Origin of the sequence: Shouchella hunanensis (assembly GCF_028735875.1) — a bacterium.
GTDB classification, from domain to species: domain Bacteria; phylum Bacillota; class Bacilli; order Bacillales; family Bacillaceae_D; genus Shouchella; species Shouchella hunanensis.
Window position 1 is genome coordinate 1,195,218 of record NZ_CP117834.1, and the last position, 25,632, is coordinate 1,220,849.

Genomic DNA, 25,632 nt, shown 5'->3' on the forward strand with positions numbered 1-25,632 from the left:
TTATTTGCCATTTTTCTAACATGATTTTTTTGTTAAAGGCATTCTCTCAAACAACACTGTAAATATCCTTCTTCTGGAGTATATGCTTACTGTCGTTATTTGTACAATATGGTGCCTACACGTGCACCTAAAAAAAATCACCATCTGTTGATAAACAACAGTCTGGTGATTTTTGGTTTAGTTTGCTTTAGCAACACTAAGACGAGTAACAGCTCTCATTAAAGCCGCTTCTGCACGTGCTTTATCAATATGGGCACTGTCATCATTTAAGCGTTTTTCTGCACGGTTCTTCGCTTTTTCAGCGCGTTCCGTATCAATTTGCTCTGGTGTTTCTGCAGTCTCGGCTAGTATGGTCACTTGGTCTGGACGAACTTCAATAAATCCACCGCTGACTGATACTTGGTCTTCTTTGCCGTCTTTCAAAAAACGAGCCCTTCCAACCGTAAGCGGAGAAACGAGGGGAATGTGCTTTGCTTTAATTCCAAGCTCCCCTTCTGTTGTCTTCACAACAACCAGCTCAGCATCACTTGAGTATACTGCACCGTCTGGAGTTACGACACTTACTTGCACGGTATTCATAGAACCCCTCCTCGTCGGCTAGCTTAGAAAAGGAAACGGCTTAACCGCTCCCTTTCTTTTTTATTACTGGGCCATTTCTTTCGCTTTTTCTACAACTTCTTCAATGCGTCCAACTAAACGGAATGCATCTTCTGGAAGATCATCGTATTTACCTGCAAGGATGTCTTTAAATCCTGAAATGGTTTCTTTAACTGGTACATACGAACCAGGTTGACCAGTAAACTGCTCTGCTACGTGGAAGTTTTGTGATAAGAAGAACTGAATGCGGCGCGCACGCGCAACGATTAACTTGTCTTCCTCTGATAATTCTTCCATACCGAGGATGGCAATAATATCTTGTAACTCACGATATTTTTGTAATGTTTGTTGAACCCCACGTGCTACACTGTAGTGCTCTTCTCCAACAACTTCTGGGGAAAGGGCGCGTGATGTGGACGCTAATGGATCAACTGCAGGGTAAATCCCCTGCTCCGTTAATTTACGCTCAAGGTTTGTTGTTGCATCTAAGTGAGCAAATGCTGTTGCCGGAGCCGGATCCGTATAGTCATCCGCCGGTACGTAAATTGCTTGAATGGATGTAACAGAACCTTTTTTCGTTGAAGTGATACGCTCTTGTAATTGTCCCATTTCCGTAGCAAGTGTTGGCTGATAACCTACCGCTGATGGCATACGACCAAGTAGCGCCGATACCTCAGAACCTGCTTGTGTAAAACGGAAGATGTTGTCAACAAACAAAAGTACGTCTGCACCTTGTTCATCACGGAAATATTCTGCCATTGTTAAACCAGACAGGGCTACACGCATACGTGCACCTGGTGGTTCGTTCATTTGACCGAATACCATCGCGGTTTTCTTAATAACGCCTGCATCCGTCATCTCATGATAAAGGTCATTTCCTTCACGAGTACGCTCTCCAACACCGGCAAATACAGAAATACCACCGTGCTCTTGGGCAACGTTGTTAATTAATTCTTGAATCAGTACCGTTTTCCCTACTCCGGCACCACCGAATAGACCAACTTTACCTCCTTTTGTATAAGGAGCAAGTAAATCAACAACTTTAATTCCTGTTTCAAGGATTTCTGTCGTTGTTGTTAATTCTTCAAAGCTTGGCGCATCGCGGTGAATAGGGTCACGGCGTGTTCCTGCTGGTACTGGTTCTTTTAAGTCAATCTCTTCACCAAGTACATTAAATACTCGACCAAGTGTCTCTTCACCAACTGGTACAGAGATTGGCGCTCCAGTATCTACTGCTTCTGTTCCACGCATTAAACCATCAGTTGAACCCATGGCTACCGTGCGAACTGTATCATTTCCTAAGTGTAAAGCTACCTCTAACGTTACTGTTACATGAACAGCATTCTGTGTATCACCTGATTGGTTTACTCGAAGTGCACTATTGATTTGAGGTAGTTGACCACTTGGAAATTTAACGTCCACGACCGGTCCTGTAATTTGAATAATACGGCCTGTTGACATCGTTTTCCCTCCTAATTCACATACGTTCTATTCTAAAGCGGCTGCACCGCCAACAATTTCAGTGATTTCTTGCGTAATTGCAGCTTGTCTTGCTCGGTTATAAGAAAGCGTCAAATCATCAATAAGTGAAGAAGCGTTGTCGGATGCAGCACTCATTGCTGTCATACGTGCACCGAACTCACTTGCCTTTGCATCAAGCAAAGCCCCATAAATCAAGCTCTCTGCATAACGAGGAAGAACAGCTTCAAGTATTTCTTTCTCAGATGGCTCATATTCGTAAAGGCCGACGCTGGATGACTGTTGCTCTCCTGTAGATCCAAGAGGAAGAAGCTTTTGTTCTGTAACGGTTTGCGTCATTGCAGATACGAAGTGGTTATACCAAACATATAGTTCGTCAAACACGCCATCAGCAAACATCTCAACAGATGTTTTGGCTAGTCCCTTAATATCCGAAAAACCAGGCTGATCAGGAATTTCAATCATTTCTTGGATAATCGGTTGATTTCGTGTACGTAACAGATCCCGTCCGATTTTACCCAAGACAATAATTGCATACTCGTCTGTTGATGAGTGTCTAGATTGAATGGTTTTCATCATATCTCTTAAAAGACTTGAGTTGTAACCGCCAGCTAAACCAGTATCCGATGAAATAAAGATGTACCCTGTCTTTTTCACTGGACGTTCTTCAAGCATCGGATGACTGACGTCACTTCCGGCCGCAGCCATGTTGTTTACAACCTCACGCATTTTACTTGCGTATACTTCATAGCTTTGTGCTTTTTCTTGCGCACGATTTAATTTCGCAGCCGACACCATTTGCATCGCTTTTGTAATTTGACGTGTTTTCTTTGTTGAGTTAATACGATTTTTTATATCGCGCAAAGAAGCCATTTGTTCACCGCCTTTCTAAGCAAAACTTAAGAAAATAAACTATTCATTCGATGGAACGAAACCTTTTTTGAAAGCTTCAATCGCTGCTTTGAAATCACTTTCTTCTGGAAGATTTCCTGTTGTGCGAATGTGCTCTAGCAATTCATTGTTATTGCTTTCAAGGTACGTAAACAATTCTGCTTCAAAGCGTAGGCAGTCACTTACTGGGATATCGTCTAAGTAACCTTTTGTTAATGCATAGATGATTGCCACTTGCTTCTCAACCGGAAGTGGTTGGTTCAAGTCTTGCTTTAATAACTCAACTGTTCGCTGTCCACGATTTAAACGAGCTTGTGTTGCAGCATCTAGATCTGAACCAAATTGAGAGAATGCTTCTAGCTCACGATATGCTGCTAAGTCTAAACGAAGCGTACCAGCTACTTTTTTCATTGCTTTGATTTGTGCAGATCCACCAACACGAGATACTGAGATACCAGGGTTAACGGCTGGACGTACACCAGAGTGGAATAAGTCAGACTGTAAGAATACTTGGCCATCTGTAATCGAAATAACGTTTGTTGGAATGTACGCTGATACATCCCCTGCTTGTGTTTCAATAAATGGAAGAGCTGTAATGGATCCGCCACCTAAATCGTCATTTAATTTCGCAGCACGCTCAAGTAAACGAGAGTGTAAGTAGAATACATCTCCTGGGAATGCTTCACGACCTGGAGGACGACGAAGAAGAAGGGACATCTCACGGTATGCTGCTGCTTGTTTTGATAAATCATCATAAATAACAAGAACGTGCTTACCATCGTACATAAATTCTTCTGCCATTGAAACGCCTGTATATGGTGCTAAGTAAAGCATTGGAGCTGGATCAGATGCACCCGCAGATACAACAATCGTGTAATCAAGTGCGCCACGTTGACGAAGTGTTTCAACTACGCCTGACACCGTTGATTCTTTTTGTCCAATGGCCACATACACACAGATCATATCTTGATCTTTTTGATTAAGAATCGTATCAATTGCAATCGACGTCTTTCCTGTTTGACGGTCACCGATAATAAGTTCACGCTGTCCACGTCCGATTGGAATCATTGAATCAATTGATTTAATTCCTGTTTGAAGAGGCTCATGTACCGATTTACGTGCCATAACGCCTGGCGCTCCACCTTCAACTGGGCGTGTCTTTGTTGTGTGAATCGGACCTAAGCCATCAATTGGTTGACCAAGTGAATTCACAACGCGTCCAAGAAGTTCAGTTCCAACTGGAACTTCCATAATACGTCCTGTCCGTTTCACTTCGTCTCCTTCACGAATGTTGTCATATGGTCCTAAAATGATAATACCAATACTATCTTCCTCTAGGTTCTGAGCCATACCCATTACGCCAGTAGAAAACTCTAAAAGCTCTCCTGCCATAACATTATCTAAACCGTAAGCGAAGGCAATTCCGTCCCCAACGCGAATAACGGTACCAACGTCTTGTACATCTACACTGGTTTCAAATTGTTCAATTTGCTGCTTAATAAGCGAGCTAATCTCAGTTGCTTTAATGCTTGCCATTCGTTTTCACCCCTAACTGACAAATTGTTACTTCCCTGCAAGAATTCCTTTTTCAAGGCGATCAAGCTGTCCTTTTACACTGCCATCGTATACGCGATCGCCAATACGGACTTTTATTCCACCAACGAGTTGTTCTTGTACGACATTTGAGACCTCTAAAGAGCGTTTTCCTACTTTAGGTGCAAAAACAACTGCAACTTGTTCTTTTTCTGAATCACTGATTGGTTTTGCTGAATAGACAGTTGCTTCAGCGATTCCTTTCAGTTCGTTATTCAATCTCTTATACTCTGAAAGTAGTTCTGGCATCGTTGTATAACGATTCTTTTCGACTAACGTCAGTAATAACGCTAACGTTGTTTCTTGTACATTTCCTTGAAACGACTGCTTGATAACCTGAGCCTTTCGCTCTTGAGAAAGTCCTGGTGTTTCAAGTACCTTTAGCAATTCCGGTGTTTGATTAAACACGTCCCTTACTAAGGCTAAATCCTGTTCGTATTCATTCGCTTGACCTTTGGATACACCTAACTCAAAAAGAGCAACAGCGTAACGATTGGCTACCGCTTTGTTGCTCATAGCTCTTCGCCCGCTTGTTTAAGATAGTCTTGAACAAGCTTATCTTGTTCACTTGCATCCAGTTCTTTTTCAATCACTTTCTGCGCAATTAAGACAGATAAAGAAGCGACTTGTTCACGTAATTCCGTAACAGCTTGTTCTTTTTCATTACGAATTTCAGCTAGTGCTTGATGCTGAATTCGTTCTGCTTCAGCTTTTGCTTCTCGGACAATATCTTTACCTTGCTGCTCGCCAACTTTTTTGGCGTTTTCAATCAATTCACGTGCTTCTACACGTGCTTGTTTTAATTCTTCTTTTTGTTCCTCGATCATTTTCTCTGACTCTTTACGGTTGCGTTCAGCAGAATCAATTTGATCGTTTATCATGTCTTGACGCTTTTGCATAACACCAAGAAGCGGTCTTAATGCAAACTTCGACAGTAGCCATAAGAGTAGACCAAATCCAATAAGTTGGAAAAGGACCGTACCCCAACCAAAATCACCTAAGTTCATTTTTACACCCCTTATTCTCAAAAATCAGCCTTACATAAGGAAAGGCGAGAGGTTCTAGAAAAGAACGCTATCGCCTCTCAATGTTGAACGATTATTGACTTTTTGTTAACTAAAGATGAGGATTAATGACACAACGATTGCGATGATCGGCACAGCCTCCGCTAGTGGAACACCGATAAACATTAATGTTTGAAGAGTTCCGCGTTGTTCTGGTTGACGAGCAACTCCCTCAAGTACTGCTTTAACAATTAACGCAACGCCAATCGCGCCGCCAATTGCTGCTAATCCAGCTGCAAGTCCAGCTGCAAGATGAGTGTAACCAATTGGATCCATCATTCTAAAATTCCTCCTGTTTTGTGTTGTAGTTTTTATTTATAAATCGCCTCGGGAATAAGCCAAGGCAGGTATTAATGTGCTTCAACTTTATGAGCCATGTAAACCATTGCTAACATCGCGAAAATGTATGCTTGAATGGACCCAATAAAGATACCAAATGCTTGCCATGCCATTGTTGGCACCATCGTAACAGCTGCTAAAATAACGCCTTGTCCAAATCCATAATCAAATCCCATAACCCCTAATCCAACAAGTAGAATCATAAGGATTTCTTTTGCATAGACGTTTCCGAAAAGTCGCATTCCAAGTGTAAGGAAATTGGCTACTTCTTCAATTAGTTTGAACGGTAGCAAGAACCACTTTGGACTTACAAATGACTTTAAGTACGCTCCAGGACCAGCAATCATGACACCATAGATGTGAGTCAGCACAATCACAAGACCAGCCATCGTTAGCGTCAGTAACGGATCTGATGTTGGAGATCGCCACAATACGTAGTGATTTGAATCATTTGTTGCAAGCTCAAATGGAATTCCCATCATATTTGCAACAAACACATAAAATAGTAAGGCGTAAGCTAACACGATAAACCGTCCGCCAACCTTCCAATCCATGTTCGCTTTAACAATCCCTCTACAGAAATCAAGAACCCATTCAATAAAGTTCTGCATTCCTGTTGGTCTCATCGCAAGCTTACGGGCGCCAATTACCGTCACAAGAAAAACAATAATAAATGCCACTGTTGACGTGAAAATAGTTGTCAGGTTAAATGTTAAACCAATCCAAGGATCTTCCCATATAATATTTTTGTTATTCATTCTTTCACCTCTTTCGCCTTCATACTTTTCATTATCAAATCTACTAACATAACGAGATACATCAAGCTAAGACCAACAATCACAGCAAGAAGATGGAAGTGATCTGGAAATTGTAAGGAAAACCACACTGCGGCGAGGGCAAGAATAATTCTGAAAACGAATCCTAAACTTGCTAATAGCATCGAGGGCCATTTAGATGGCGAGTGGTTCCCGCCAATAATGCGTGCATTACGATAAGTTGTCCACAAATTCAAAAAACTAGCCGAAAACCCCAAAATTAAGCCTAAAAAAACGGAGTGGTAAGGTGTCACGCTATAGCCTACAATCAAAATCCCAAGTATGACTAGTGCATACACAAGATATCCATTCATTCGTGCACGTATCAAGTGTGTGCGCTCTTCCTTATTTGGCATCTTCGTTATCGTCTCCTAAAAATGGCTGAACAACTTTGGAAATGCTGTATATACTCGTTAACATTCCAACTAATAGGCATATGATTAAGAAGACTGGGCTTGCGTTCAATAGCTTATCCAGCCATATCCCTAAAAATAAGCCTCCGACCGTACCTCCAATCACGCATGATAAAATGGTTGAAACTAGCATGAACGCTCGCATTGGATTCTTACTTTGTTTCGACAATGAAATAGCCCCTCTCAATTAGAGTGAAAGCCACTACAATCGCATATGTAACCCTTATCATGGTAACCCTTAGTAATCGTACAATAGCTACTTTCCTCTGTCAACGAATTTTGAAAGAATCTCAAAAGAGTTTAAAAAAGGGGATTGATTGTTCACATAACTGTCAAAAAAAACCGCGGACTGGATGAGAGTCGTTTAAGTACAGTACTTTGAGTATCAATTATTTCTATATGCCTTTACAAAACCTTTACTTATTCTTAACATTCAAACCACTCCCACTAAGTAAATGCATTGACTTTCTCTTCCAGTTATGTCCTTCTTTTCGTCTTTACGAATGGACACAACATAAAACGTTCACCACTATTAGCTAAACAATGTGCTCACTATCAAAAATAAACTAAAGACTCAAGGCCATTGCCTTGAGTCTTTACATGTACCTCTTATTACGGACCAATCCACTCCTCTCCAATGTCAATCATGGCTTCAAGAGTATCTGTTTTCCCTTCATTTTTAGCATAAATAAGCGCTTTATAACGACCAGGCGCAATCTGTAAATTGGTAATCTCGCCGTTTACCATACCTCTACTTTGATCTTTATTTTCAATAATTGTCGCTACAAATTCTAACGTATCTGGGTCAAATAAATGCACACTCGACTCTTCCGCTCCGCTTGGTAAATAGTATTCATAATAGTATCCGTTCGCTTTATCGCTGTGAGCCATTTGAAAGGCCATCACTCGAGGGTAATTTGGTTCCTCTATGAAAAGCATATACGGAAGGTCAATTTCCTCCTCATGATTACGAACGGTAATGTAGCCAGTATGAAGCCCTTTTTGAATTGCTTGTTGATCAATGGTCGCTGTGAGTGTAAATGCCTTTTTTGACTGACCATTAACTGTAACACGTTCTTCAAATTCCCACGAAATACCGTCTACCTCACCAATTGGCGGATCAATGGTGTAGTCTTTTTGAGATTTGCTGATGTTTTCGATAGAGATGGTCACCTCTTTTTCCACCACATGCTCTCCTTTTTCAAGTTCTCCAAATGAGAGGGTTGCTGGTGAGATAAGGGTGCTTGTTTGGATTGCTTTATCTACTTGCAAACGACCTGCCCCTTGTTCAAATGGCAGATACTCTTTTCCTTGTTCATCTTGTAAACGCTTTGTAGAGTTCAGTAGTGCCGATTTCACTTGTTCTGGTTTCCAATCTGGATGTTGTTCAATTAGTAAGGCCGCAGCCCCTGCCACGTGTGGACTTGCCATGCTTGTTCCGTTTAAATCTAAATAGCCTTTCGGTACGGTGCTTTGAATCGCTACACCTGGCGCAACGAGGTCAGGCTTTATTTCCCACGTTTCTGTAACCGGCCCTCTAGAGCTAAAAGGTGCCATTAAGTCTTGTTTGACGCTATAGTGTGTGTCCACTTTCACTTTATGTTTATGTTGTTTCAATAGTGATAGAAGTGCTTCACCCTCGGTTTTAGAAAGAGTTGCTCCTATAATAGGAATCGGTTCTGTTACAGCTCCTGCAAAAGCACCCTCTAAATTGTTGTAAATCAGGACCCCTTTCGCTCCGGCTTTAGAGGCAAACGCTAATTTTTCTGCGAAATTCGAGCGGCCTCTTTTAATGAGAACAAGCTTGTCTTTAACATCCTTCCCTTTATAGTCTGTCAATAGTCCGTGACCAACGTCCACCAGTTCTAAACTTGCCTTTAGTTGCCAACTTTTCGCACCTAGAATAGGGGTTAACGTTAATTCATCCTTTAACCCACTTACGTTGATGGCTGGCACTTCAACAGGCGGCAAAGAAGCGCCCACGGAAATGGCTTTTGTTGAAGTTCCAGGTGAACCAACAGACCACATATTCGGTCCGCTATTTCCATTTGATGTTACCGCAACAATGCCTTTCTCTACGACTCGATCAAGAGCTAAACTCGTTGGCCAGTCAGGTCCGTTAACCGTATTCCCTAATGACAAATTAATCACATCGACATCGTCTTTAAACGCTCGTTCAATCGCTTCTAATATATGTTCTGTTGTCCCTTGTCCACCAGGTCCAAGAGCCCGGTATGCGTAAATTTCAGCTTCCGGAGCAACCCCTTTAATCCGTCCATTAGCAGCAATAATCCCTGCCACATGTGTGCCATGTAACGTAGGTTCTCCTTGTGATTTTTTTGTTTCCATCGGATCATCATCCTGATCGACTATATCGTAGCCACCACGATAGTTCGCCTCTAAATCAGGGTGCTTGTAATCCACACCTGTATCAATCACACCAACTTTGACACCTTTACCAGTTAAGAGGCGCTCTTTCCCGTCTTGTTTATCCATTAAACGGTCCCCTGCACCGATAAAAGGGATGCTTCCTTCAAGACTTGGCTGGTAATGAGCCACATCATCTACACGGGCAATGACACTTAACTGCCTTAACCGCTCAATATCTTTTTCAGCAATCTCCAATGAGAACCCACCGTAAACATTCGCATAAATATTTCTAATTGTTGCTGAGGAAATGCGGTTTTCTACAACGCCAACAGCTCGATTTACATCTCCGGACGCCGACACAATCACAACTCTTTTACTACTATCTAGTGTCTGTTGTTGCTTTTCAGCCGCCAAGGCTACTCCGTTTACTCCCGTTGCCATACTCATACCTTGCAAGAGCATTAGAACACTAAGTATTCCTACTACTAACCGATGCACTCTACCTCGTTTCGTCATACGTTACGTCTCCCCTACTGCTTGTCGTATCGGTTAGTATGCGAATGGAGCTGATTTTTTATACAAAAAAGAAGAGAGGACTAGCCCCTCTTCTTTTCACGGTTTTTCTGTTTTATTTCGTACCAAATAGTCGGTCGCCTGCATCGCCAAGCCCTGGTACAATATAACCTTTTTCATTTAATTTTTCATCAAGAGCCGCCAGATAAATATCAACATCTGGGTGTTCTTCTTGTACATACTGAACGCCTTCAGGTGCCGCTACTAAACAGATCAAACGCATATTTTTTGCGCCGCGCTTTTTTAAACTGTTAATGGCTTCGACGACAGAGCCACCTGTTGCAAGCATTGGATCAATTACAAGAAGTTCTCTCTCTTCAATATCTTTTGGAAGCTTAACATAGTACTCAATTGGTTTAAATGTCTCTGGATCGCGATAAAGTCCAACGTGGCCAACTCGAGCTGCTGGAATCATATTTAAAATTCCATCTGACATCCCTATGCCTGCACGCAAAATTGGAATAAGACCAAGTTTTTTTCCAGCTAGTTTTTTAACACGTGCTGGCCCTACAGGTGTTTCAATGTCTGCATCCTCTAACGGCAAATCTCTCGTTACTTCAAATGCCATTAACGCCGCTACTTCATCCACGAGCTCGCGAAACTCTTTTGTACCTGTTGTCTTATCTCGTATATACGATAACTTATGCTGAATTAGTGGATGATCAAGTACATGAACCTTACCCATTTTCGTCACTTCCTTTTTAAAAATCGTCATTTCTCGACACACTCTGAACGATTTTACCTGAAAAGCACCTCTTCATACAAGTGTTCAAAGAAAGAAACCTGTGTTAAATGTTCCCTTAACGAAATAAATCATGTAAAAAACAGCAACGACATGTATGTCGCTACTGCTCTTTCTGCCTTATAGATTCGGGTACATAGGGAATTTAGCTGTTAAAGCTGCTACACGCTCACGGACTTGATTTAATACTTCTTCATTTTCAACATTTTTCAATGTTAAAGCAATCAACTTCGCAATTTCATCCATATCGTCCACACCAAGTCCACGAGACGTTACTGCAGCTGTTCCAATTCGAATACCACTTGTAACAAACGGCTTTTCTGGATCATATGGAATGGTATTTTTATTTGTCGTAATACCGACTGAATCAAGGGCTTTTTCAGCAACTTTACCAGTCAACTGTAACGAACGCAGATCAAGCAACACAAGATGATTATCTGTTCCGCCTGATACAATGTTGACACCTTCTTCTTGCAACGTTTGCCCTAGACGCTGTGCATTCTCAATAATCGCCTTACCGTATGCTTTAAAATCATTAGCTAATGCTTCGCCAAAAGAAACCGCTTTGGCTGCAATGACATGCATCAGTGGACCACCTTGGATACCTGGGAAGATTGATTTGTCAAGCTTTTTACCAAATTCTTCACCTGTCTCTTCATTACAAAGAATCATTCCGCCACGTGGTCCACGTAATGTTTTATGTGTCGTTGTTGTTACGAAATGTGCATAAGGAACAGGGTTTTGGTGAAGACCAGCCGCTACCAATCCAGCAATATGTGCCATATCAACCATCAGGTAGGCGCCAACTTCATCTGCAATCTCGCGGAATTTCTTGAAATCAATTGCACGTGGATAAGCACTAGCTCCTGCAACAATTAATTTCGGCTTGTGCTCAATCGCAATTTGACGAACAACATCATAATCAATGCGCTGATCCTCTTCACGCACGCCGTACTCAACGAAATTGTATTGCACCCCACTAAAGTTTACTGGGCTACCATGAGTGAGATGTCCACCGTGAGACAAATTCATGCCAAGGACCGTGTCTCCATGCTCTAAAATGGTGAAATACACACCCATATTTGCTTGCGCACCTGAATGGGGCTGAACATTCACATAATGTGCATCAAATAATTTCTTTGCACGATCACGGGCGATATTTTCAGCAATATCCACATATTCACAACCCCCGTAATAACGTCGGCCAGGGTAGCCCTCAGCATATTTATTTGTTAAAACAGAGCCCTGGGCTTCCATTACAGCTTCACTAACAAAGTTCTCTGAAGCAATTAACTCAATTTTATCTCGTTGGCGACCAAGTTCTAATTCAATTGCTTCAAAAAGCGTTGGATCTTGTGTTTTTAAATTTGTCATCTCTTCTCCCGCCTTTGTTCGTAAATAATTTAATTTATTTATGATTTTAGCTCATTCTAAGTAAAAATAACAGCTTTTTCCGTAAATTAAGCAACTTTTTAAATAAATCATTCACCAATTTTATACTGTGCACGTTCTCCGCCAATTAATTTCGGTCGCGAAGTCGCTACCGTTACATGAGCGGAACCAATGGTCGTAAAGCCAATTCTAATTGGTACGAGAACTGGTTTAATGTGCATTCCAATAAACGTATCGCCTATATCTATCCCTGCATCGGCTTGAACCGATTCTACTAAAACAGGTTCTTGTAGTTGTCGATAGGCATAAGTGGCCATTGCTCCACCAGCATGACGAACAGGTACTGCACTCACTTCGGTTAAGCCTTTTTGCTCTGCTACACTTCGCTCCATTACTAACGCACGATTTAAGTGCTCGCAACATTGAAAAACAAGGTGAACACCTGTAATTTTTTGGAATTTACTAAACCCGCGGTACAACTCTTCTGCAATGTCCATTGAACCTTCTTTTCCAATTGGCTTGCCAGCTATTTCACTTGTGGATACACCAATAACAAATAACTTGTTTTGCAAAGCAGGAACACGGTTCTGAAACGCCTGTAAGCCGTCGAATAAACGCTCTTCAATAGTCATTAGCGATGTGTGTCTTCATAGCTTAAAATTTTGCCAATTCGATTCGCATGCCGTCCGCCTTCAAACGCTTCCCCTAGCCATGTCCGCACAATTTCTCCAGCCAGTCCTGGACCAATAACGCGTTCACCCATTGAAATCATATTCGTATCATTATGCTGTCTTGTTGCTTTTGCACTGAACACATCGTGTACAAGGGCACAGCGGATGCCTTTCACCTTGTTTGCCGCTATCGACATACCAATTCCTGTACCGCATACGAGAATTCCGCGATCAAATTCACCTGCTGCTACTTTTTCAGCAACAGGAAGAGCATAATCAGGATAATCAACGGACCCTTCACAATTACAACCAAAATCTTCATAAGCAAACCCTAAGTCTTTTATTACGGCAATGAGTTCGTCTTTTAAACGAGTTCCACCATGATCGGAAGCAATAGCTATTTTCATCTCGTACACTCCTTCGTTTTTACCACTACAAAAAGCGCCTGTTTAGGACGCTTCTATTGGTTTGATTCTATTGTAAACTTTTCGATCGTTGTCTTCAATTCCTTGGCTTGATTTGATAAGTCTTTTGATAACGTTTCAATCTCACTTAACGCCACCGTCTGTTCTTCTGTCATCGCCGTGACTTCTTGTGCACCAGCAGAGGTTTGCTCTGCAATCGCAGCTACTTCCTCTGTTTTCACCGAGCTCGCTTCAATGGATTGCTTCTGCTTGTCCGACAAAGTAGAAATAATTTCAATTATATCTGTAACGGTTTTGGCAGATGATTCCATCTCCAAAAGTGCCGTTGTCGTTTTTTCACCTTGCTCCGTCTGAATTCTTGCAACATCTACTTGTTCTTCAATGTTCTTAACAACTTGTTTCACTTCTTCTTGAATAGTCGTAATTAATTGATTGATGGATTCAACCGCTTGTGTGCTTTCGTCAGCCAGCTTCCGAACTTCACTCGCTACCACCGCGAACCCGCGCCCATGCTCCCCAGCACGAGAAGCTTCAATAGAGGCATTTAAAGCAAGTAAGTTTGTTTGCTTAGCGATGGCACCAACAACTGCCGTAATCCCTTCTACCTCTTGCGCTTGTTCTTCAAGACGGTGAACCGAATCAAGTGAATGCTCTTGCTTCGTTGTTAGGTCGCCTATTCCTTTTACAAGATTCGTCGTCATGACCCTACTTGTTTCAAGAAGCTGCCCCATTTCTGACGCTTGCTTTGATGACAAGGAGGCTTTTTCTTGCATCTCGTTTGCCATTTCAGTAGTCGTTTCGAGAGAGAAGACGGTTTCTTGAATGGCTTGTGCAGCATTTTCTGCTCCACTAGCAATTTCGCCCATTGTAAAGCCGATTTGCTCCGCTTGAGAGGAGGAAGTAGCTGTAGCTATACCTAATTGCTGAACTCGCTCATCTGTTTCAACGAAGTTCCGATCGATTTCACGAACCATTCCATTCAAATTTGTGAGCATTTTATTATATGCGACACCTAATGCACGCAGTTCGTCATCTGACTTTGATAATTCGACTGTTTGATCTATGACACCAGCTGCCGCCTCTGTAACCGCTTGTTCTAACTGGGCCAAAGGTTTCGTTATAATATTCGATAGAAAATAACCGAGTATGCCACTCCAGACTACACCCGCTAGCAGAACAAGTAATGTGAGCCAAGCTGGATCTATGTTAAGGAACGAAGCAAAAAAATCTGCTAAAAAGTACAGGATGATGGCACTGCTAGCAAACGTGATGACCGCAACAGTACTAACCCCTAATACAATTTTCTTCCGAATACTGAATCTGTACCTTTTAGAGACACTTGTTTCTGCTTCCATTCCCATTCATCCTTTTCTATTTTAAGATTGCCGCAGAAAGTCTTTAACGGCTTTTTTAATCATTTTCGCAGTTTGTTCATAATCCTCATCCGTACCACCGAAGGGATCCTGTATATCATAGCCTTCTCTTCCAGCCGCCTCTTGTAGCGTAGATACATTCTGATAAGGATAACGTTCTTCTACGATTCGTTTATGGGCAGAAGACATCGTTAGTACTTTGTCCGCCCATTGAATGAGTTCATCCGATAAAGGTTGCGACGCGTGATCTAGTTCAATTCCTTCTTTTTCTAAAACCCTTTTAGAACCGCTAGAAATTGCATGTCCATACGCAGCACTTACGCCTGCAGATTTAACATTTACGTGCTCACTTCCATATTTCTTTAAATAAGCTTCAGCTAATGGTGAGCGACACGTATTTCCTGTACAAACAACTAAAACATTTTTCTTCTTTTTCATGGTTCCACTCCTTCACTTTACATCAATGTTTCACTAGTTTAGCACATGTGTACCAGTTGATTCATCAAAGTGGGAGCATGATTTTCAAACCAAATCCAATTAAAATAACCCCGCCTAATAGTTCTCCATAAGAACCAATGAGTTTATGAAATTTAGAGCCAATTAACAAACCCAACCAAGCTAATACCATACTGACAGCTCCAATACTTACTACTGTCAACATGACTTTCGTTCCTAAAATACCAAACGACAAGCCAGCGGAAAAACTGTCTAAACTTACACCCAAGGCAAACAATAATAACCCAATACCTACTGGCTTTAATTTTGAGTTTTCTTCTTCCGAAAAAGAAGCTAACAGCATTTGCACACCTATAACCAGGAGAAGACCTCCACCTATGTAGGTTGCGATAACATCATACTTACCAGAAAGCCATTGACCCGTAATCATACCGAGTAACGGCATAAAGACGTGAAAAGCACCGATCGTAAGACCAATGCGGAACACTTGCTTTCCCGTAAGACCAAGCATCCCCATTCCTAAGGTTACTGAAAAGGCATCCATTCCTAAAGCTGCTGCCATAATCATTATCGTCACAATCTCGTGCATTGTTTAACTCCTCCCGCAAAAACATGCTATTCGAATGTATGCACGTCCGAGAGATTTTAGACAGGCTAATAGGCATGGTCATAAAAATGGTAACAGCAAAGAACCTCCCATTCGTAAAATGAGAGGTTCCATCTATAAGCTAGGTAGCCTTAATCCACCATTGCTCCCCAGCCGTCTATTTTCACTTCGTATTTCGCCGTTATTTCTTCTAAATCGTGTTGTTGCTTCACAATTTCAGCATGAGTGAGAGAAATCACTTTTTTGCACACCAGAACAAATTCCTCATGTTCTTCATCTTCGTCAACGTCAACTACATACCCTTCAAGTTCAACCAACTTCGCTACTTTTCGAGCAATTCGTCGATTAGGACAAAGCAAAATAAACTCCACTTCCCGTGGCTTACTCATATCAACACCAGAGTCTTTTAAACTCTGCAAAACAGCGCCATCATCATCATTAGGGAAATCAACAGGGGTAATATAGGTTACATTGTAAAAGTAAAATGATTGCTGTTCTTCTTCTGAAGAAAGCATTTCTTCAAATCCTAATTCTTCTAGAATCATGCAAAAACGTTCACTTTCAGCTTGTTTATGAGAGACGATAAAGCCAATATCTTTCACATTGGAAAGATAGAAATAGCGCTGCCATTGCTGTAACCAATCTGCAAATGATTCCATCCGAATAATGTCATCACGCATTTGAGGAAACACGACAACGGTATCGAGTAAACGATCGGATTCCGTATAAAAAAACTCAAGCATTCCCAATAAATCATTAACACCGGGCTTGTCTGCAAAAGAATCCTCGTCTACTGCGAATACTTCATCCGATATTAAGTAATATGGAACATCCATCGCTTTTCGATCCGTCATAATCGTTACATGGCCATAAATGATTTCTGTTTCCGGATCCACTTCTGTTTTATAAGAAAACACTTGTTTTGAACGCTCCATTTTCCGCTCCTTTTCATCATAATGTCGTCGTTTTTCTTCATGCAGATTCAGTTGCGTGTGCAACTAAACAGGGAGGCTATCTAATCATTCTTTTCTTTCTTGTTATCGGCAAAAACAGGCTTGTTTGTTAAGGTGTGAAAGCCAGCCTTCTCTACACTATTCACCTTGTCCTTAAACCATTCCTGTTAAGTCCATACTCTTTTTCTTTATAGACGCTTGCCACCCGCTGCTTTTTCGAGTCGATTCATTATAGCGGCTCCAACACCTAGTGTCGGAACTGCTTCTACGAAAATAACCGTTACTGCTTTTTCATCAAATAAACGAAGCGTATAATAGAACGTCTGAGCTAAGTCATAAAGGGAGTGGACCACAATCGATTCATGTGCTTCTTTATAACTCTCGCTCGCCAATACACCTACCCGTAATCCACTTGCTTTTGCCCTTTGAATAGCGGAATGAAAATGCTTTGGCTCCTCCACAATATACACGTCGGCTTCAGGTGCATAATGCGTATACTTCATTCCTGGTGATTTAGGTTGTTCATTTGTGCTTACTAACGCTTTATCCACACCAATTGGTCCAACAACCCCTTCAATTTCTTCTTTCGTCACACCTCCAGGCCGATAAAGTACAGGGGTATCTTCAACGATGCTTAATACCGTCGATTCTAAACCAATGCCTGTTTGTCCCCCGTCAATCACGCCATCGATCCTTCCGTTCAGATCCTGTAACACATGGGCTGCTGTTGTAGGTGATGGGCGGCCTGATTGATTTGCACTAGGAGCGGCAATGGGCAGTTGGCACGCTTTTAAAAACGCTCTTGCCACCGGATTAGACGGCATCCGTATACCTACCGTTTCTAAGCCCGCTGTTACATGGGTCGACAAGACCGGCTTCGCTTTAAAAATTAACGTAAGTGCTCCTGGCCAAAAGGCCTCCATTAAACGATCCGCAACTTCAGGAATGTCTGCTACTAATTCATTCAGCTGTGTTTTATCTCCTATGTGGACAATCAGTGGATTGTCACTCGGTCTTCCTTTTGCATAAAAGATTTTGCTGACTGCTTCATCAGATAATGCGTTCGCCCCTAAGCCGTACACCGTTTCAGTAGGGAACGCAATGAGCTTATTGTCCCTTATCCACATTGTCGGTTCTTGTAATAATAAGGGTTCTCCCTTCTCTATATCATTGTTATCCACATTCCAAACCTTCGTCTGTTTATAACTCACGATCTGTTCGCCTCTTTCATTCTAACGAAACTTTTTTCTTCAAATCTTCAAATGCCTATCCTATAAGGGTTCACTCTATTTTATCAGACTAATCTATCGATTGCACCAAAAGAAAAAACAGTTTATCCACGGCTGTGGATAAACTGTTTATAAGTTGATAAATTCAGCTATAATTGAACTTTTCCGCGCTTATACACAAAACTTATACACAAATCCACAGGTCTTACACAATATGCGAACAGTTATAAGACCATGCAATCGTGTCATCTATGCTCGTTATATGTTGATAATGCTCTAATTGCTTGATTTCTTCAGGAATCGACTGTTTTGATACTTGTTCAAAACCTAATGGCTCAAATAAAGACGCCTTTCCACTACTCAATGCATACACATGGTTTACACCTTCAGAATGAGCAAACGCCAATGCTAATTGAATGAATTCAACTGCTGCCATGGCATGGGTTTTTTCGCTATCAATGACAAGTGTGCGTAACAGCCCTAGATCTAACACTTTGTCTAACCCGACTGTTCCCACTAACATTCCTTCTTCATTCTCGACGACAACAAAGCTATCTATTTGATTCGGCGTTTTAGCAGAGCCAACCCGTGCAAATAAATGTTGAACTGCCAATACATCCGTTTCTTCCATTTTTCGAACCGTTAATGACATATGAGACGTCCTCCTTTTTGTTCATTCTATGAGGAGGCTTGTACATATATGACTATTATCCAAATAACCGATCCCATACAGATTCAAACATATCAACTATAAAAAAAGATGTTTCGACTTCAGGATCTTCTTCGTTGGATTCTGATTCTACCTCTTTCGCTTCTGCATTGTCCATATCTAGAAAACATAATGGTGGAAATAGTACACACCACCAGTTTTCGCCTTCCCCTTCTCCAAGTGTTACAAGAACGGCTTGATAGGCTCCTGCGGGGTAAACAAGGTTACCGTAAAGCTTTGTCGGAAACGCAACCTCTTCGTTAAATTCAACGGTATAGTCTTGATTCTTGTTGTATTTGCTCAACTCACGCGCAACGATCGCTTCCATTTCATCCATGTTGCTTTCAATGATTGCTACTGCTTCCTCAAACGTTTTCACTTCTTGAACCCATTTTGTAATTTCTGCATTTATTTCATCACGGATATCCCGTTTTAACATTTGGTCACTAACGGAATCACTGTTTGCTAAAATGCGTAAGCGAATTGCCTCTTCTTCATTTACTTCTTGATGAAACTGACTAACTGCTTGTGCATTTTGTGATTCCCAACTCATTAGTCCTACAAATAAAGAGATTAATAGATAAATAATTGCTTTTGCCTTCATTACGAGCACCGCCCCTTCCCTCCTAGCATGGTCAGGGCAAGCACCGTTTAAACACAAAATCGTTCGACATTCTCTTTAGCTATAATCGAACATCAATCAATACAATTCGATCTTTTTCATTAATATCAAAACGGACTTCAATAGTGGCTTTTGGAAATTGTTTCTGAAATAACTGCTTGACCGCGCTTCCCTGTCCTGCTCCGATTTCAAGAGCGATGAGTGATCCATCATGGACATACTCATGAAGTTCAAGCGCTAAACGACGATAAACAGCTAGTCCGTCATCTCCGGCAAATAAAGCGAGCTCAGGCTCATATTCCCTTACTTGTTCAGCTAATGAAGCACGATCTCCTACCGGTATATAAGGAGGATTTGACACAATGACGTCGAAATACTCCCCTTTAACGGGTCTACATAAATCACCTAGTTTAAACCGGACCTTCGCACCTAATGTTTTTGCGTTTTCCTTGGCAACGTTTAAAGCCTTTTCTGATACATCGACCGCCGTCACTTCTGTATGTGGAGATTCTAATTGTAGAGTAATAGCAATAGCTCCACTTCCCGTACCTATGTCAACAATTCGTTCCGTTCCCTTTAGCCTCTCAAGAACCGCTTGAACCAGTTCCTCAGTCTCTGGTCGAGGAATGAGCACATCCCCTGATACGTTAAATATGCGTCCATAAAACGATTCAGAGCCAATGATATGCTGCACCGGTATACCTGAAGTTAACGTCTCGACATCTGCTTTAAAAGCTAGCCAAACGTCATCACGCACTTCATCGTGAAAACTGGCTAATAGGGCGGCACGATTTGTGTTCAGATGGTGACGTAGCAACCACTCTCCTGCCGGCTCCTCAAGACCATGACTTCGTAAAAAAGACGAAGCCCAGTTCAGAGCTTCGTATACCGTCTTCTTCATTACGATTCCGCATTCTTCATTGCTTCAGATTGCTCTTCTACAATAAGTGCATCAATAATTTCATCGAGTTGACCTTGCAAGATTTGCTCAAGCTTTTGAATCGTCAAGCCAATGCGGTGATCCGTTACGCGACTTTGAGGGAAATTATAGGTACGAATCCGCTCAGAACGATCGCCAGTGCCGATTGCGGTTTTACGTGCATCTGCGTATTCCGCCTGCGCTTCTTGCTGCACTTTATCGAAAATACGCGCTCGAAGCACTTTCATTGCTTTTTCTTTGTTTTTAATTTGTGATTTTTCATCTTGGCACGAAACAACTGTATTCGTAGGTAAATGAGTTAAACGAACGGCTGACATCGTCGTATTTACACTTTGCCCACCAGGACCACTTGAAGTGAACGTATCCACTCGAATGTCTTTTTCATGAATGTCAATTTCCACTTCTTCGGCTTCAGGCAATACAGCCACCGTTGCAGTAGACGTATGAATACGTCCGCCAGATTCTGTCTTTGGTACACGCTGTACACGGTGAGCACCGTTTTCGTATTTGAGTTTTGAGTAAGCCCCTGTTCCATTGACCATAAAGATGACTTCTTTATAGCCGCCAATTTCATTTGCCTGGGCTTCAATAATCTCTGTTTTCCATCCTTGCATCTCAGCAAAACGATAGTACATTTTAAATAGGTCCGATGCGAAGAGCTGAGCTTCGTCTCCGCCAGCAGCTCCACGAATTTCAACAATAACGTTCTTGTCGTCATTCGGATCTTTCGGTAAAAGCAAAATCTTCAAACGAGCTTCCAATTCTTCTTTTCGACTTGAAAGCTCATCCAGCTCTTCTTTTACCATTTGGTACATCTCATCGTCTAATTTATCTTCAAGCATGGCTTTTGCTTCATTTAATTGTTCGTGAACTTCTTTATAGTCACGGTATGCTTGCACGGTTTCCTCTATTTGTGCTTGTTCCTTTGAGTACTCACGTAATTTATTGGTATCACTAATTACATCTGGATCACTTAGTTGTTCGTTTAAAAAATCATAACGATCTTCAACAGATTGTAAACGATCTAACACGACGTCACCTCATCTTTATTTCCGCTACATATCCTTACCATTATAGTATATGGCACTTCTAATGGTCAATGCACCCTATTCGAACGGTTTGCACGCACTTCCTGTTGGGAATACTACATAGAATAGATTTGAGTTTTCTAAAAAGGCGGGATAAAGGTGAACTATGTCATTATAGGCGGTGATGCCGCAGGAATGAGTGCAGCGATGCAGCTTGTTCGAAACGACGCTCAAGCCGACATTACAGTGCTCGAAAAAGGGCTTTATTATTCATATGCACAATGCGGTCTTCCTTATTGGATTGGTGGCGATATTGAAAAGGAAGAAAAGCTCGTTGCCAGAGATGCAGATACGTATCGGATTAAGCACGGCATTGACGCCAGAACAGAGCACGAAGTAACATCAATCGATGTGAACGAAAAGCGTGTCATCGGAAAGAATTTTGAGATTGACTATGATAAATTATTGATCGCTTCTGGCGCTAGACCTTTCGTACCTGATTGGAACAACAACCACCTTAAAGGAATCTATACATTAAAAACAATTCCTGACGCAAAGAAAATCATTCAGCGACTAAAAGGGAAACGACGAAATATTACCGTTATTGGCGGCGGTTCCATTGGGCTTGAAATTGCTGAAAATGTATGTAAAGCAGGTCATAAAGTTCGAATTCTTGAACGTTCAGCTCGACTTGCAATGAACTTTGATAAGGAAATGACCGATCATATCCACGAAAAAGCGATTGAAGAAGGGATTCAACTTGATTTAAATCATGACATTATCGGTTTTGAAGGAGATGAGGAGGGCAACGTCACCTCCGTTATCACCAATCTGTCTACATGCAAAACCGATTTAGTCATTGTTGCTGTTGGCGTTCGTCCAAATACCGACTTTTTAACAAATACAGGTATACACCTCGATGAGCATGGTGCCATTAAAGTGAATCGTTATATGGAAACAAACTTGAAAGATGTTTATGCGGCTGGGGATTGCGCCACTCATTACCATCGTATTACCGACAAAGACACGTACCTCCCCCTCGGTACGCACGCAAATAAGCAAGGGCGTATAGCGGGATTAAACATGTGCGGAAAGCCACGGGTGTTTAAAGGCATTGTCGGCACACAAATTTATCAGTTTTTCGACTTAACGTTGGCGAGAACAGGATTATCTTCCCGTGAAATTGAAGAACTAGGATATGCCTATAAATGCGTGCAGGCCAAACTTCCCCACGTCGCTGCTTATTATCCTACACACGAACCCATTTTGATTCGTCTTCAATACAACGAAAAAACAGGGGAAGTATTAGGGGGACAATTTATTGGCACAAAAGGTGTCGATAAACGATGTGATGTATTGGCGACAGCCCTCTATCACCGAATGACCATGCAAGATCTAGAGGAATTAGATCTTGGCTACTCTCCCCCATTTAACAGCGTCTGGGATCCACTTCAACAAACCGCAAGAAGACGATCGTAACGATAAAAAACTGACCCGAAGATGAATAATCTCGGGTCAGTTTTCGTTAACGAAGATGGACTTGGTAGCGTGGAATTCCCCTCTCGAGCGCCTTCTCTAATTCTCTCGTATGCTGCTCTTGTTCTGCTTTATCCCATTCATGGTCTGGATGAGCTTTTGCATAGATATGCCCACCATTCACAATGGCAATGCCAGATCTGAATCCATGCTCCTCAATTATTTCTTCAACAAGCTGCCCATCTTCTTCTAACGTTCTGTGTTCGGCACTCGGATTCACATAACTTGCGCCAAGATTCGTTTGTCCTTGCGGGTATGAATCCTGTTCATGCTTCATATGCTCAAAGTTTAAAGGACCTGGTCCAAAGGCACCCATGCCACGATCATGCTTCTCGTGAACATCCGCTGCACCCATGTCACTCCCACAACCTGCCATAACGAACAAAGCAACGAAACCAGTTGCGATCTTCTTCATGCTTCTCCCCCTTTTGCGCCGTACAGTCATACGGCTCCTTTAGGGTTCCACAAGAACTTTTTTTCCATACTCCTATACTAAACTTACAAAGGCGGATGACGGTGACATTTACGGCAGACAGGGTAGTATTGGTCATTGCCACCAATTTGAATTTGATCCCCTGTATAAATAGGTTTTCCATGTTCATCTACACGTAAATTCATAATTGCTTTTTTATGGCAGAACCAGCAGATGGTTTTCATTTCTTCAATTTTATCTGCTTGAATGAGCATTTGCTTACTTCCTTCAAATAACTCATTTTGAAAATCATTTTTTAGTCCAAAAGCCATTACTGGAATTGTCAATTCGTCCACAATTTTAGCTAATTGCAGCACATGCTCTCTTGAAAGAAACTGCACCTCATCAATGAGTACACAATAAGGTTTCTGCTCAGCATGCTTTACAACGTCAAAAAGGTTAGTATCGTTAAACACAGAAATAGCTGCTCTCCTTAATCCTACACGACTTGATACATAGCCAACTTCATCTCGCGTATCAATGCCAGAAGTAAATAGTAAAACAGGTTTATTCTGCTCTTCATAGTTCGAAGCCACCTTTAAGATTTCAAATGATTTTCCACTATTCATTGCACCATATTTAAAAAATAGCTGTGCCATTTGTCCCTCCTCATGCGCGTGCGTCATAAAAAAAGACAGGCATTATGACTGCCTGTCTTTTGCTGCTTATAGGTTGTATTTCTTTTTGAATTTATCAACACGGCCACCTGCATCAGCAAGCTTTTGCTTACCAGTGTAGAATGGGTGTGAATCCGAAGAAATCTCAACTTTAATAAGTGGATAAGTGTTGCCATCTTCCCACTCAACTGTCTCATTAGAACCACGAGTAGAACCAGTTAGAAACTTGAAGCCCGTGCTTGTATCTAAGAATACAACTTTTTGGTACGTTGGATGGATTTCAGCTTTCATTGCATTTCATCTCCTTTTGCCCTGAATCTATTCGAAACAGAGTTTTCCTCACATAATCGAAATTATATCAAGCCCACACCAAATTTGCAAGATCAACTTTTACGATCGACGCTTGCCTGTCATTTCTGCTTGCATTTCCTCAAAAAACTCGACGTTTGTCTTCGTTTCCTTCACACGGCGAATAAATTGATCGGTAAAATCAGGTGATTCGTTCATTGTTTTACGAATTGTCCACAGTTTATCAAGCTGAGATTTTGGCATAAGCAGCTCTTCTTTTCGTGTACCAGAACGACGAATATCAATTGATGGGAAGATTCTTCTTTCAGCAAGACGGCGGTCTAAATGAAGCTCCATATTACCTGTTCCCTTAAATTCTTCGTAAATGACGTCGTCCATTCTTGAGCCTGTATCGACCAGGGCTGTCGCTAAAATCGTTAAACTTCCACCCTCTTCGATATTTCGAGCTGCTCCAAAAAAGCGTTTTGGACGGTGAAAAGCAGCTGGATCAATCCCCCCAGATAACGTACGTCCACTTGGTGGAATGACAAGGTTGTACGCGCGAGCAAGACGCGTAATGGAATCCATTAAAATAACGACATCTTTCTTATGCTCGACGAGACGCATCGCTCTCTCTAACACAAGCTCAGCTACCTTAATGTGGTTTTCTGGCACTTCATCAAATGTTGAACTTACAACTTCCCCTTTGATTGAACGTTCCATGTCCGTTACTTCTTCTGGACGCTCGTCGATTAACAGAACAATCAGCTCAACAGAGGGGTGTTTTTCCGCTATGCTATTGGCGACTTCTTTCATTAATGAAGTCTTCCCTGCTTTCGGCGGCGCAACAATTAGTCCACGTTGACCAAAACCAACTGGTGACACCATATCAATAATACGCGACGAAACACGACCGGGCTTAGATTCTAAATCGATCTTCACATCTGGATATAAAGGGGTAAGTGCTGGAAAATGAGGACGGTCTCTTGATGTTTCAGGCGAATCACCATTAACCGCTTCTACATGTAGCAGCCCGTGATAGCGCTCATTGTCTTTTGGTGGCCGAACCTTTCCAGAAACCTTATCTCCATTTCTTAAATCAAATCGACGAATTTGCGATGCGGAAATATAAATATCTTCTGTACTAGGCAAATAATTAATTGGTCTCAGAAATCCAAAGCCTTCACTTTGAATAATTTCTAATACACCTTCCATAAATAAAAGCCCGTCTTGCTCCGCTTGTCCTTTTAAAATAGCAAAGATAAGTTCTCGTTTTGTTAGTTTGCTGTAATAAGAGACTTTAAACGTTTTCGCTTGTTCATATAGCTCTTTTAACGTCATATTCTCTAATTCTGTTATATTTACGCTCATCAAAGTCACCACGCTTTATCATTATCGTTCTACTTATTCCTTTTTATAGACAATGAACGAAATCGTC

Annotated in this window: 29 protein-coding genes; 1 reads left to right on the forward strand and 28 read right to left on the reverse strand. The window is 41.6% G+C overall.

The genetic code is table 11. The annotated features are described in order from the left end of the window. Window positions 1-177 precede the first annotated feature (177 nt). The 24 genes from PQ477_RS06195 to prfA all read right to left on the reverse strand — a co-directional run bounded on the left by PQ477_RS06195 (window position 178) and on the right by prfA (window position 21,284). Window positions 178-579: a F0F1 ATP synthase subunit epsilon gene (locus tag PQ477_RS06195; RefSeq protein ID WP_035394294.1), complete on the reverse strand. Its 402-nt coding sequence runs from the start codon at window positions 577-579 to the stop codon at window positions 178-180. A gap of 63 nt (window positions 580-642) precedes the next feature. Continuing rightward, window positions 643-2,058, reverse strand: coding sequence for a F0F1 ATP synthase subunit beta (atpD, locus tag PQ477_RS06200; RefSeq protein WP_060704458.1), 1,416 nt, complete (start codon window positions 2,056-2,058; stop codon window positions 643-645). 27 nt (window positions 2,059-2,085) lie between these two features. Continuing rightward, entirely contained in the window at window positions 2,086-2,949 is an 864-nt protein-coding gene (gene atpG / locus PQ477_RS06205; protein WP_060704457.1) for an ATP synthase F1 subunit gamma, read from the reverse strand. A gap of 39 nt (window positions 2,950-2,988) precedes the next feature. Continuing rightward, on the reverse strand, window positions 2,989-4,503 hold the full coding sequence (atpA, locus tag PQ477_RS06210; protein ID WP_144560237.1) for a F0F1 ATP synthase subunit alpha: 1,515 nt from the start codon (window positions 4,501-4,503) through the stop codon (window positions 2,989-2,991). A gap of 27 nt (window positions 4,504-4,530) precedes the next feature. Next, on the reverse strand, window positions 4,531-5,076 hold the full coding sequence (locus PQ477_RS06215) for a F0F1 ATP synthase subunit delta (protein WP_274273188.1): 546 nt from the start codon (window positions 5,074-5,076) through the stop codon (window positions 4,531-4,533). Beyond that, window positions 5,073-5,567, reverse strand: a complete 495-nt coding sequence (gene atpF / locus PQ477_RS06220) for a F0F1 ATP synthase subunit B (protein WP_274273189.1) — start codon at window positions 5,565-5,567, stop codon at window positions 5,073-5,075. The genes PQ477_RS06215 and atpF overlap by 4 nt, the downstream gene beginning before the upstream one ends. A 105-nt stretch (window positions 5,568-5,672) precedes the next feature. Then, complete coding sequence (gene atpE / locus PQ477_RS06225; protein ID WP_274273190.1) at window positions 5,673-5,903, reverse strand: F0F1 ATP synthase subunit C; 231 nt, start codon at window positions 5,901-5,903, stop codon at window positions 5,673-5,675. A gap of 71 nt (window positions 5,904-5,974) precedes the next feature. Then, entirely contained in the window at window positions 5,975-6,721 is a 747-nt protein-coding gene (gene atpB, locus PQ477_RS06230; protein ID WP_060704455.1) for a F0F1 ATP synthase subunit A, read from the reverse strand. After that, entirely contained in the window at window positions 6,718-7,134 is a 417-nt protein-coding gene (locus tag PQ477_RS06235) for an ATP synthase subunit I (RefSeq protein WP_051667681.1), read from the reverse strand. Before PQ477_RS06235 ends, atpB begins: the two co-directional genes overlap by 4 nt. Next, a complete protein-coding gene (locus PQ477_RS06240; RefSeq protein WP_051667682.1) occupies window positions 7,124-7,360 on the reverse strand; it encodes an AtpZ/AtpI family protein in 237 nt (78 codons plus the stop codon). The genes PQ477_RS06235 and PQ477_RS06240 overlap by 11 nt, the downstream gene beginning before the upstream one ends. A gap of 443 nt (window positions 7,361-7,803) precedes the next feature. Next, window positions 7,804-10,077, reverse strand: a complete 2,274-nt coding sequence (locus PQ477_RS06245) for a S8 family serine peptidase (protein WP_274273191.1) — start codon at window positions 10,075-10,077, stop codon at window positions 7,804-7,806. A 112-nt stretch (window positions 10,078-10,189) separates the two neighbouring features. Further along, window positions 10,190-10,819 (reverse strand): uracil phosphoribosyltransferase, encoded by a 630-nt coding sequence (gene upp, locus PQ477_RS06250; RefSeq protein WP_144560239.1) that lies wholly within the window; start codon window positions 10,817-10,819, stop codon window positions 10,190-10,192. 177 nt (window positions 10,820-10,996) lie between these two features. Further along, on the reverse strand, window positions 10,997-12,250 hold the full coding sequence (gene glyA, locus PQ477_RS06255; RefSeq protein ID WP_060704449.1) for a serine hydroxymethyltransferase: 1,254 nt from the start codon (window positions 12,248-12,250) through the stop codon (window positions 10,997-10,999). 107 nt (window positions 12,251-12,357) lie between these two features. After that, window positions 12,358-12,900 (reverse strand): TIGR01440 family protein, encoded by a 543-nt coding sequence (locus PQ477_RS06260; protein ID WP_274273192.1) that lies wholly within the window; start codon window positions 12,898-12,900, stop codon window positions 12,358-12,360. Further along, the gene (gene rpiB / locus PQ477_RS06265) at window positions 12,900-13,346 is read right to left on the reverse strand and encodes a ribose 5-phosphate isomerase B (protein WP_274273193.1); all 447 of its coding nucleotides are present in this window, start codon (window positions 13,344-13,346) and stop codon (window positions 12,900-12,902) included. Before rpiB ends, PQ477_RS06260 begins: the two co-directional genes overlap by 1 nt. Window positions 13,347-13,399: 53 nt before the next feature. Continuing rightward, window positions 13,400-14,719, reverse strand: a complete 1,320-nt coding sequence (locus tag PQ477_RS06270) for a methyl-accepting chemotaxis protein (protein ID WP_274273194.1) — start codon at window positions 14,717-14,719, stop codon at window positions 13,400-13,402. A 21-nt stretch (window positions 14,720-14,740) separates the two neighbouring features. Then, on the reverse strand, window positions 14,741-15,175 hold the full coding sequence (locus PQ477_RS06275) for a low molecular weight protein arginine phosphatase (RefSeq protein ID WP_035394288.1): 435 nt from the start codon (window positions 15,173-15,175) through the stop codon (window positions 14,741-14,743). 64 nt (window positions 15,176-15,239) lie between these two features. Next, the gene (locus PQ477_RS06280; protein WP_035394286.1) at window positions 15,240-15,782 is read right to left on the reverse strand and encodes a manganese efflux pump MntP; all 543 of its coding nucleotides are present in this window, start codon (window positions 15,780-15,782) and stop codon (window positions 15,240-15,242) included. A gap of 149 nt (window positions 15,783-15,931) precedes the next feature. Further along, window positions 15,932-16,735 carry a ribonuclease E inhibitor RraB gene (locus PQ477_RS06285; protein WP_060704445.1) on the reverse strand — a complete coding sequence of 268 codons (804 nt, stop codon included), beginning with the start codon at window positions 16,733-16,735 and terminating at the stop codon, window positions 15,932-15,934. A gap of 206 nt (window positions 16,736-16,941) precedes the next feature. Further along, window positions 16,942-17,964, reverse strand: a complete 1,023-nt coding sequence (locus PQ477_RS06290) for an L-threonylcarbamoyladenylate synthase (RefSeq protein ID WP_144560244.1) — start codon at window positions 17,962-17,964, stop codon at window positions 16,942-16,944. A gap of 223 nt (window positions 17,965-18,187) precedes the next feature. Beyond that, on the reverse strand, window positions 18,188-18,634 hold the full coding sequence (locus PQ477_RS06295; protein WP_035394283.1) for a GNAT family N-acetyltransferase: 447 nt from the start codon (window positions 18,632-18,634) through the stop codon (window positions 18,188-18,190). 55 nt (window positions 18,635-18,689) lie between these two features. Next, entirely contained in the window at window positions 18,690-19,295 is a 606-nt protein-coding gene (gene spoIIR / locus PQ477_RS06300; RefSeq protein ID WP_035394336.1) for a stage II sporulation protein R, read from the reverse strand. Window positions 19,296-19,374: 79 nt separating this feature from the next. Next, window positions 19,375-20,214 (reverse strand): peptide chain release factor N(5)-glutamine methyltransferase, encoded by an 840-nt coding sequence (gene prmC, locus PQ477_RS06305; protein ID WP_274273195.1) that lies wholly within the window; start codon window positions 20,212-20,214, stop codon window positions 19,375-19,377. Beyond that, a complete protein-coding gene (gene prfA / locus PQ477_RS06310) occupies window positions 20,214-21,284 on the reverse strand; it encodes a peptide chain release factor 1 (RefSeq protein WP_035394280.1) in 1,071 nt (356 codons plus the stop codon). The genes prmC and prfA overlap by 1 nt, the downstream gene beginning before the upstream one ends. A gap of 156 nt (window positions 21,285-21,440) precedes the next feature. Here prfA and PQ477_RS06315 point away from each other — a divergent pair, with 156 nt between their 5' ends. Then, window positions 21,441-22,760 carry an FAD-dependent oxidoreductase gene (locus tag PQ477_RS06315; protein WP_144560246.1) on the forward strand — a complete coding sequence of 440 codons (1,320 nt, stop codon included), beginning with the start codon at window positions 21,441-21,443 and terminating at the stop codon, window positions 22,758-22,760. A gap of 46 nt (window positions 22,761-22,806) precedes the next feature. Here the strand turns inward: PQ477_RS06315 and PQ477_RS06320 are convergent, their stop codons facing one another. From PQ477_RS06320 to rho, 4 genes are all read right to left on the reverse strand, one after another. Then, complete coding sequence (locus PQ477_RS06320) at window positions 22,807-23,232, reverse strand: hypothetical protein (protein ID WP_035394278.1); 426 nt, start codon at window positions 23,230-23,232, stop codon at window positions 22,807-22,809. A gap of 83 nt (window positions 23,233-23,315) precedes the next feature. Further along, a complete protein-coding gene (locus PQ477_RS06325) occupies window positions 23,316-23,888 on the reverse strand; it encodes a thymidine kinase (RefSeq protein ID WP_144560247.1) in 573 nt (190 codons plus the stop codon). Window positions 23,889-23,954: 66 nt separating this feature from the next. Then, window positions 23,955-24,197, reverse strand: coding sequence for a type B 50S ribosomal protein L31 (locus PQ477_RS06330; protein WP_035394274.1), 243 nt, complete (start codon window positions 24,195-24,197; stop codon window positions 23,955-23,957). A 99-nt stretch (window positions 24,198-24,296) separates the two neighbouring features. Then, window positions 24,297-25,565: a transcription termination factor Rho gene (gene rho / locus PQ477_RS06335; protein WP_035394271.1), complete on the reverse strand. Its 1,269-nt coding sequence runs from the start codon at window positions 25,563-25,565 to the stop codon at window positions 24,297-24,299. Window positions 25,566-25,632: the final 67 nt, after the last annotated feature.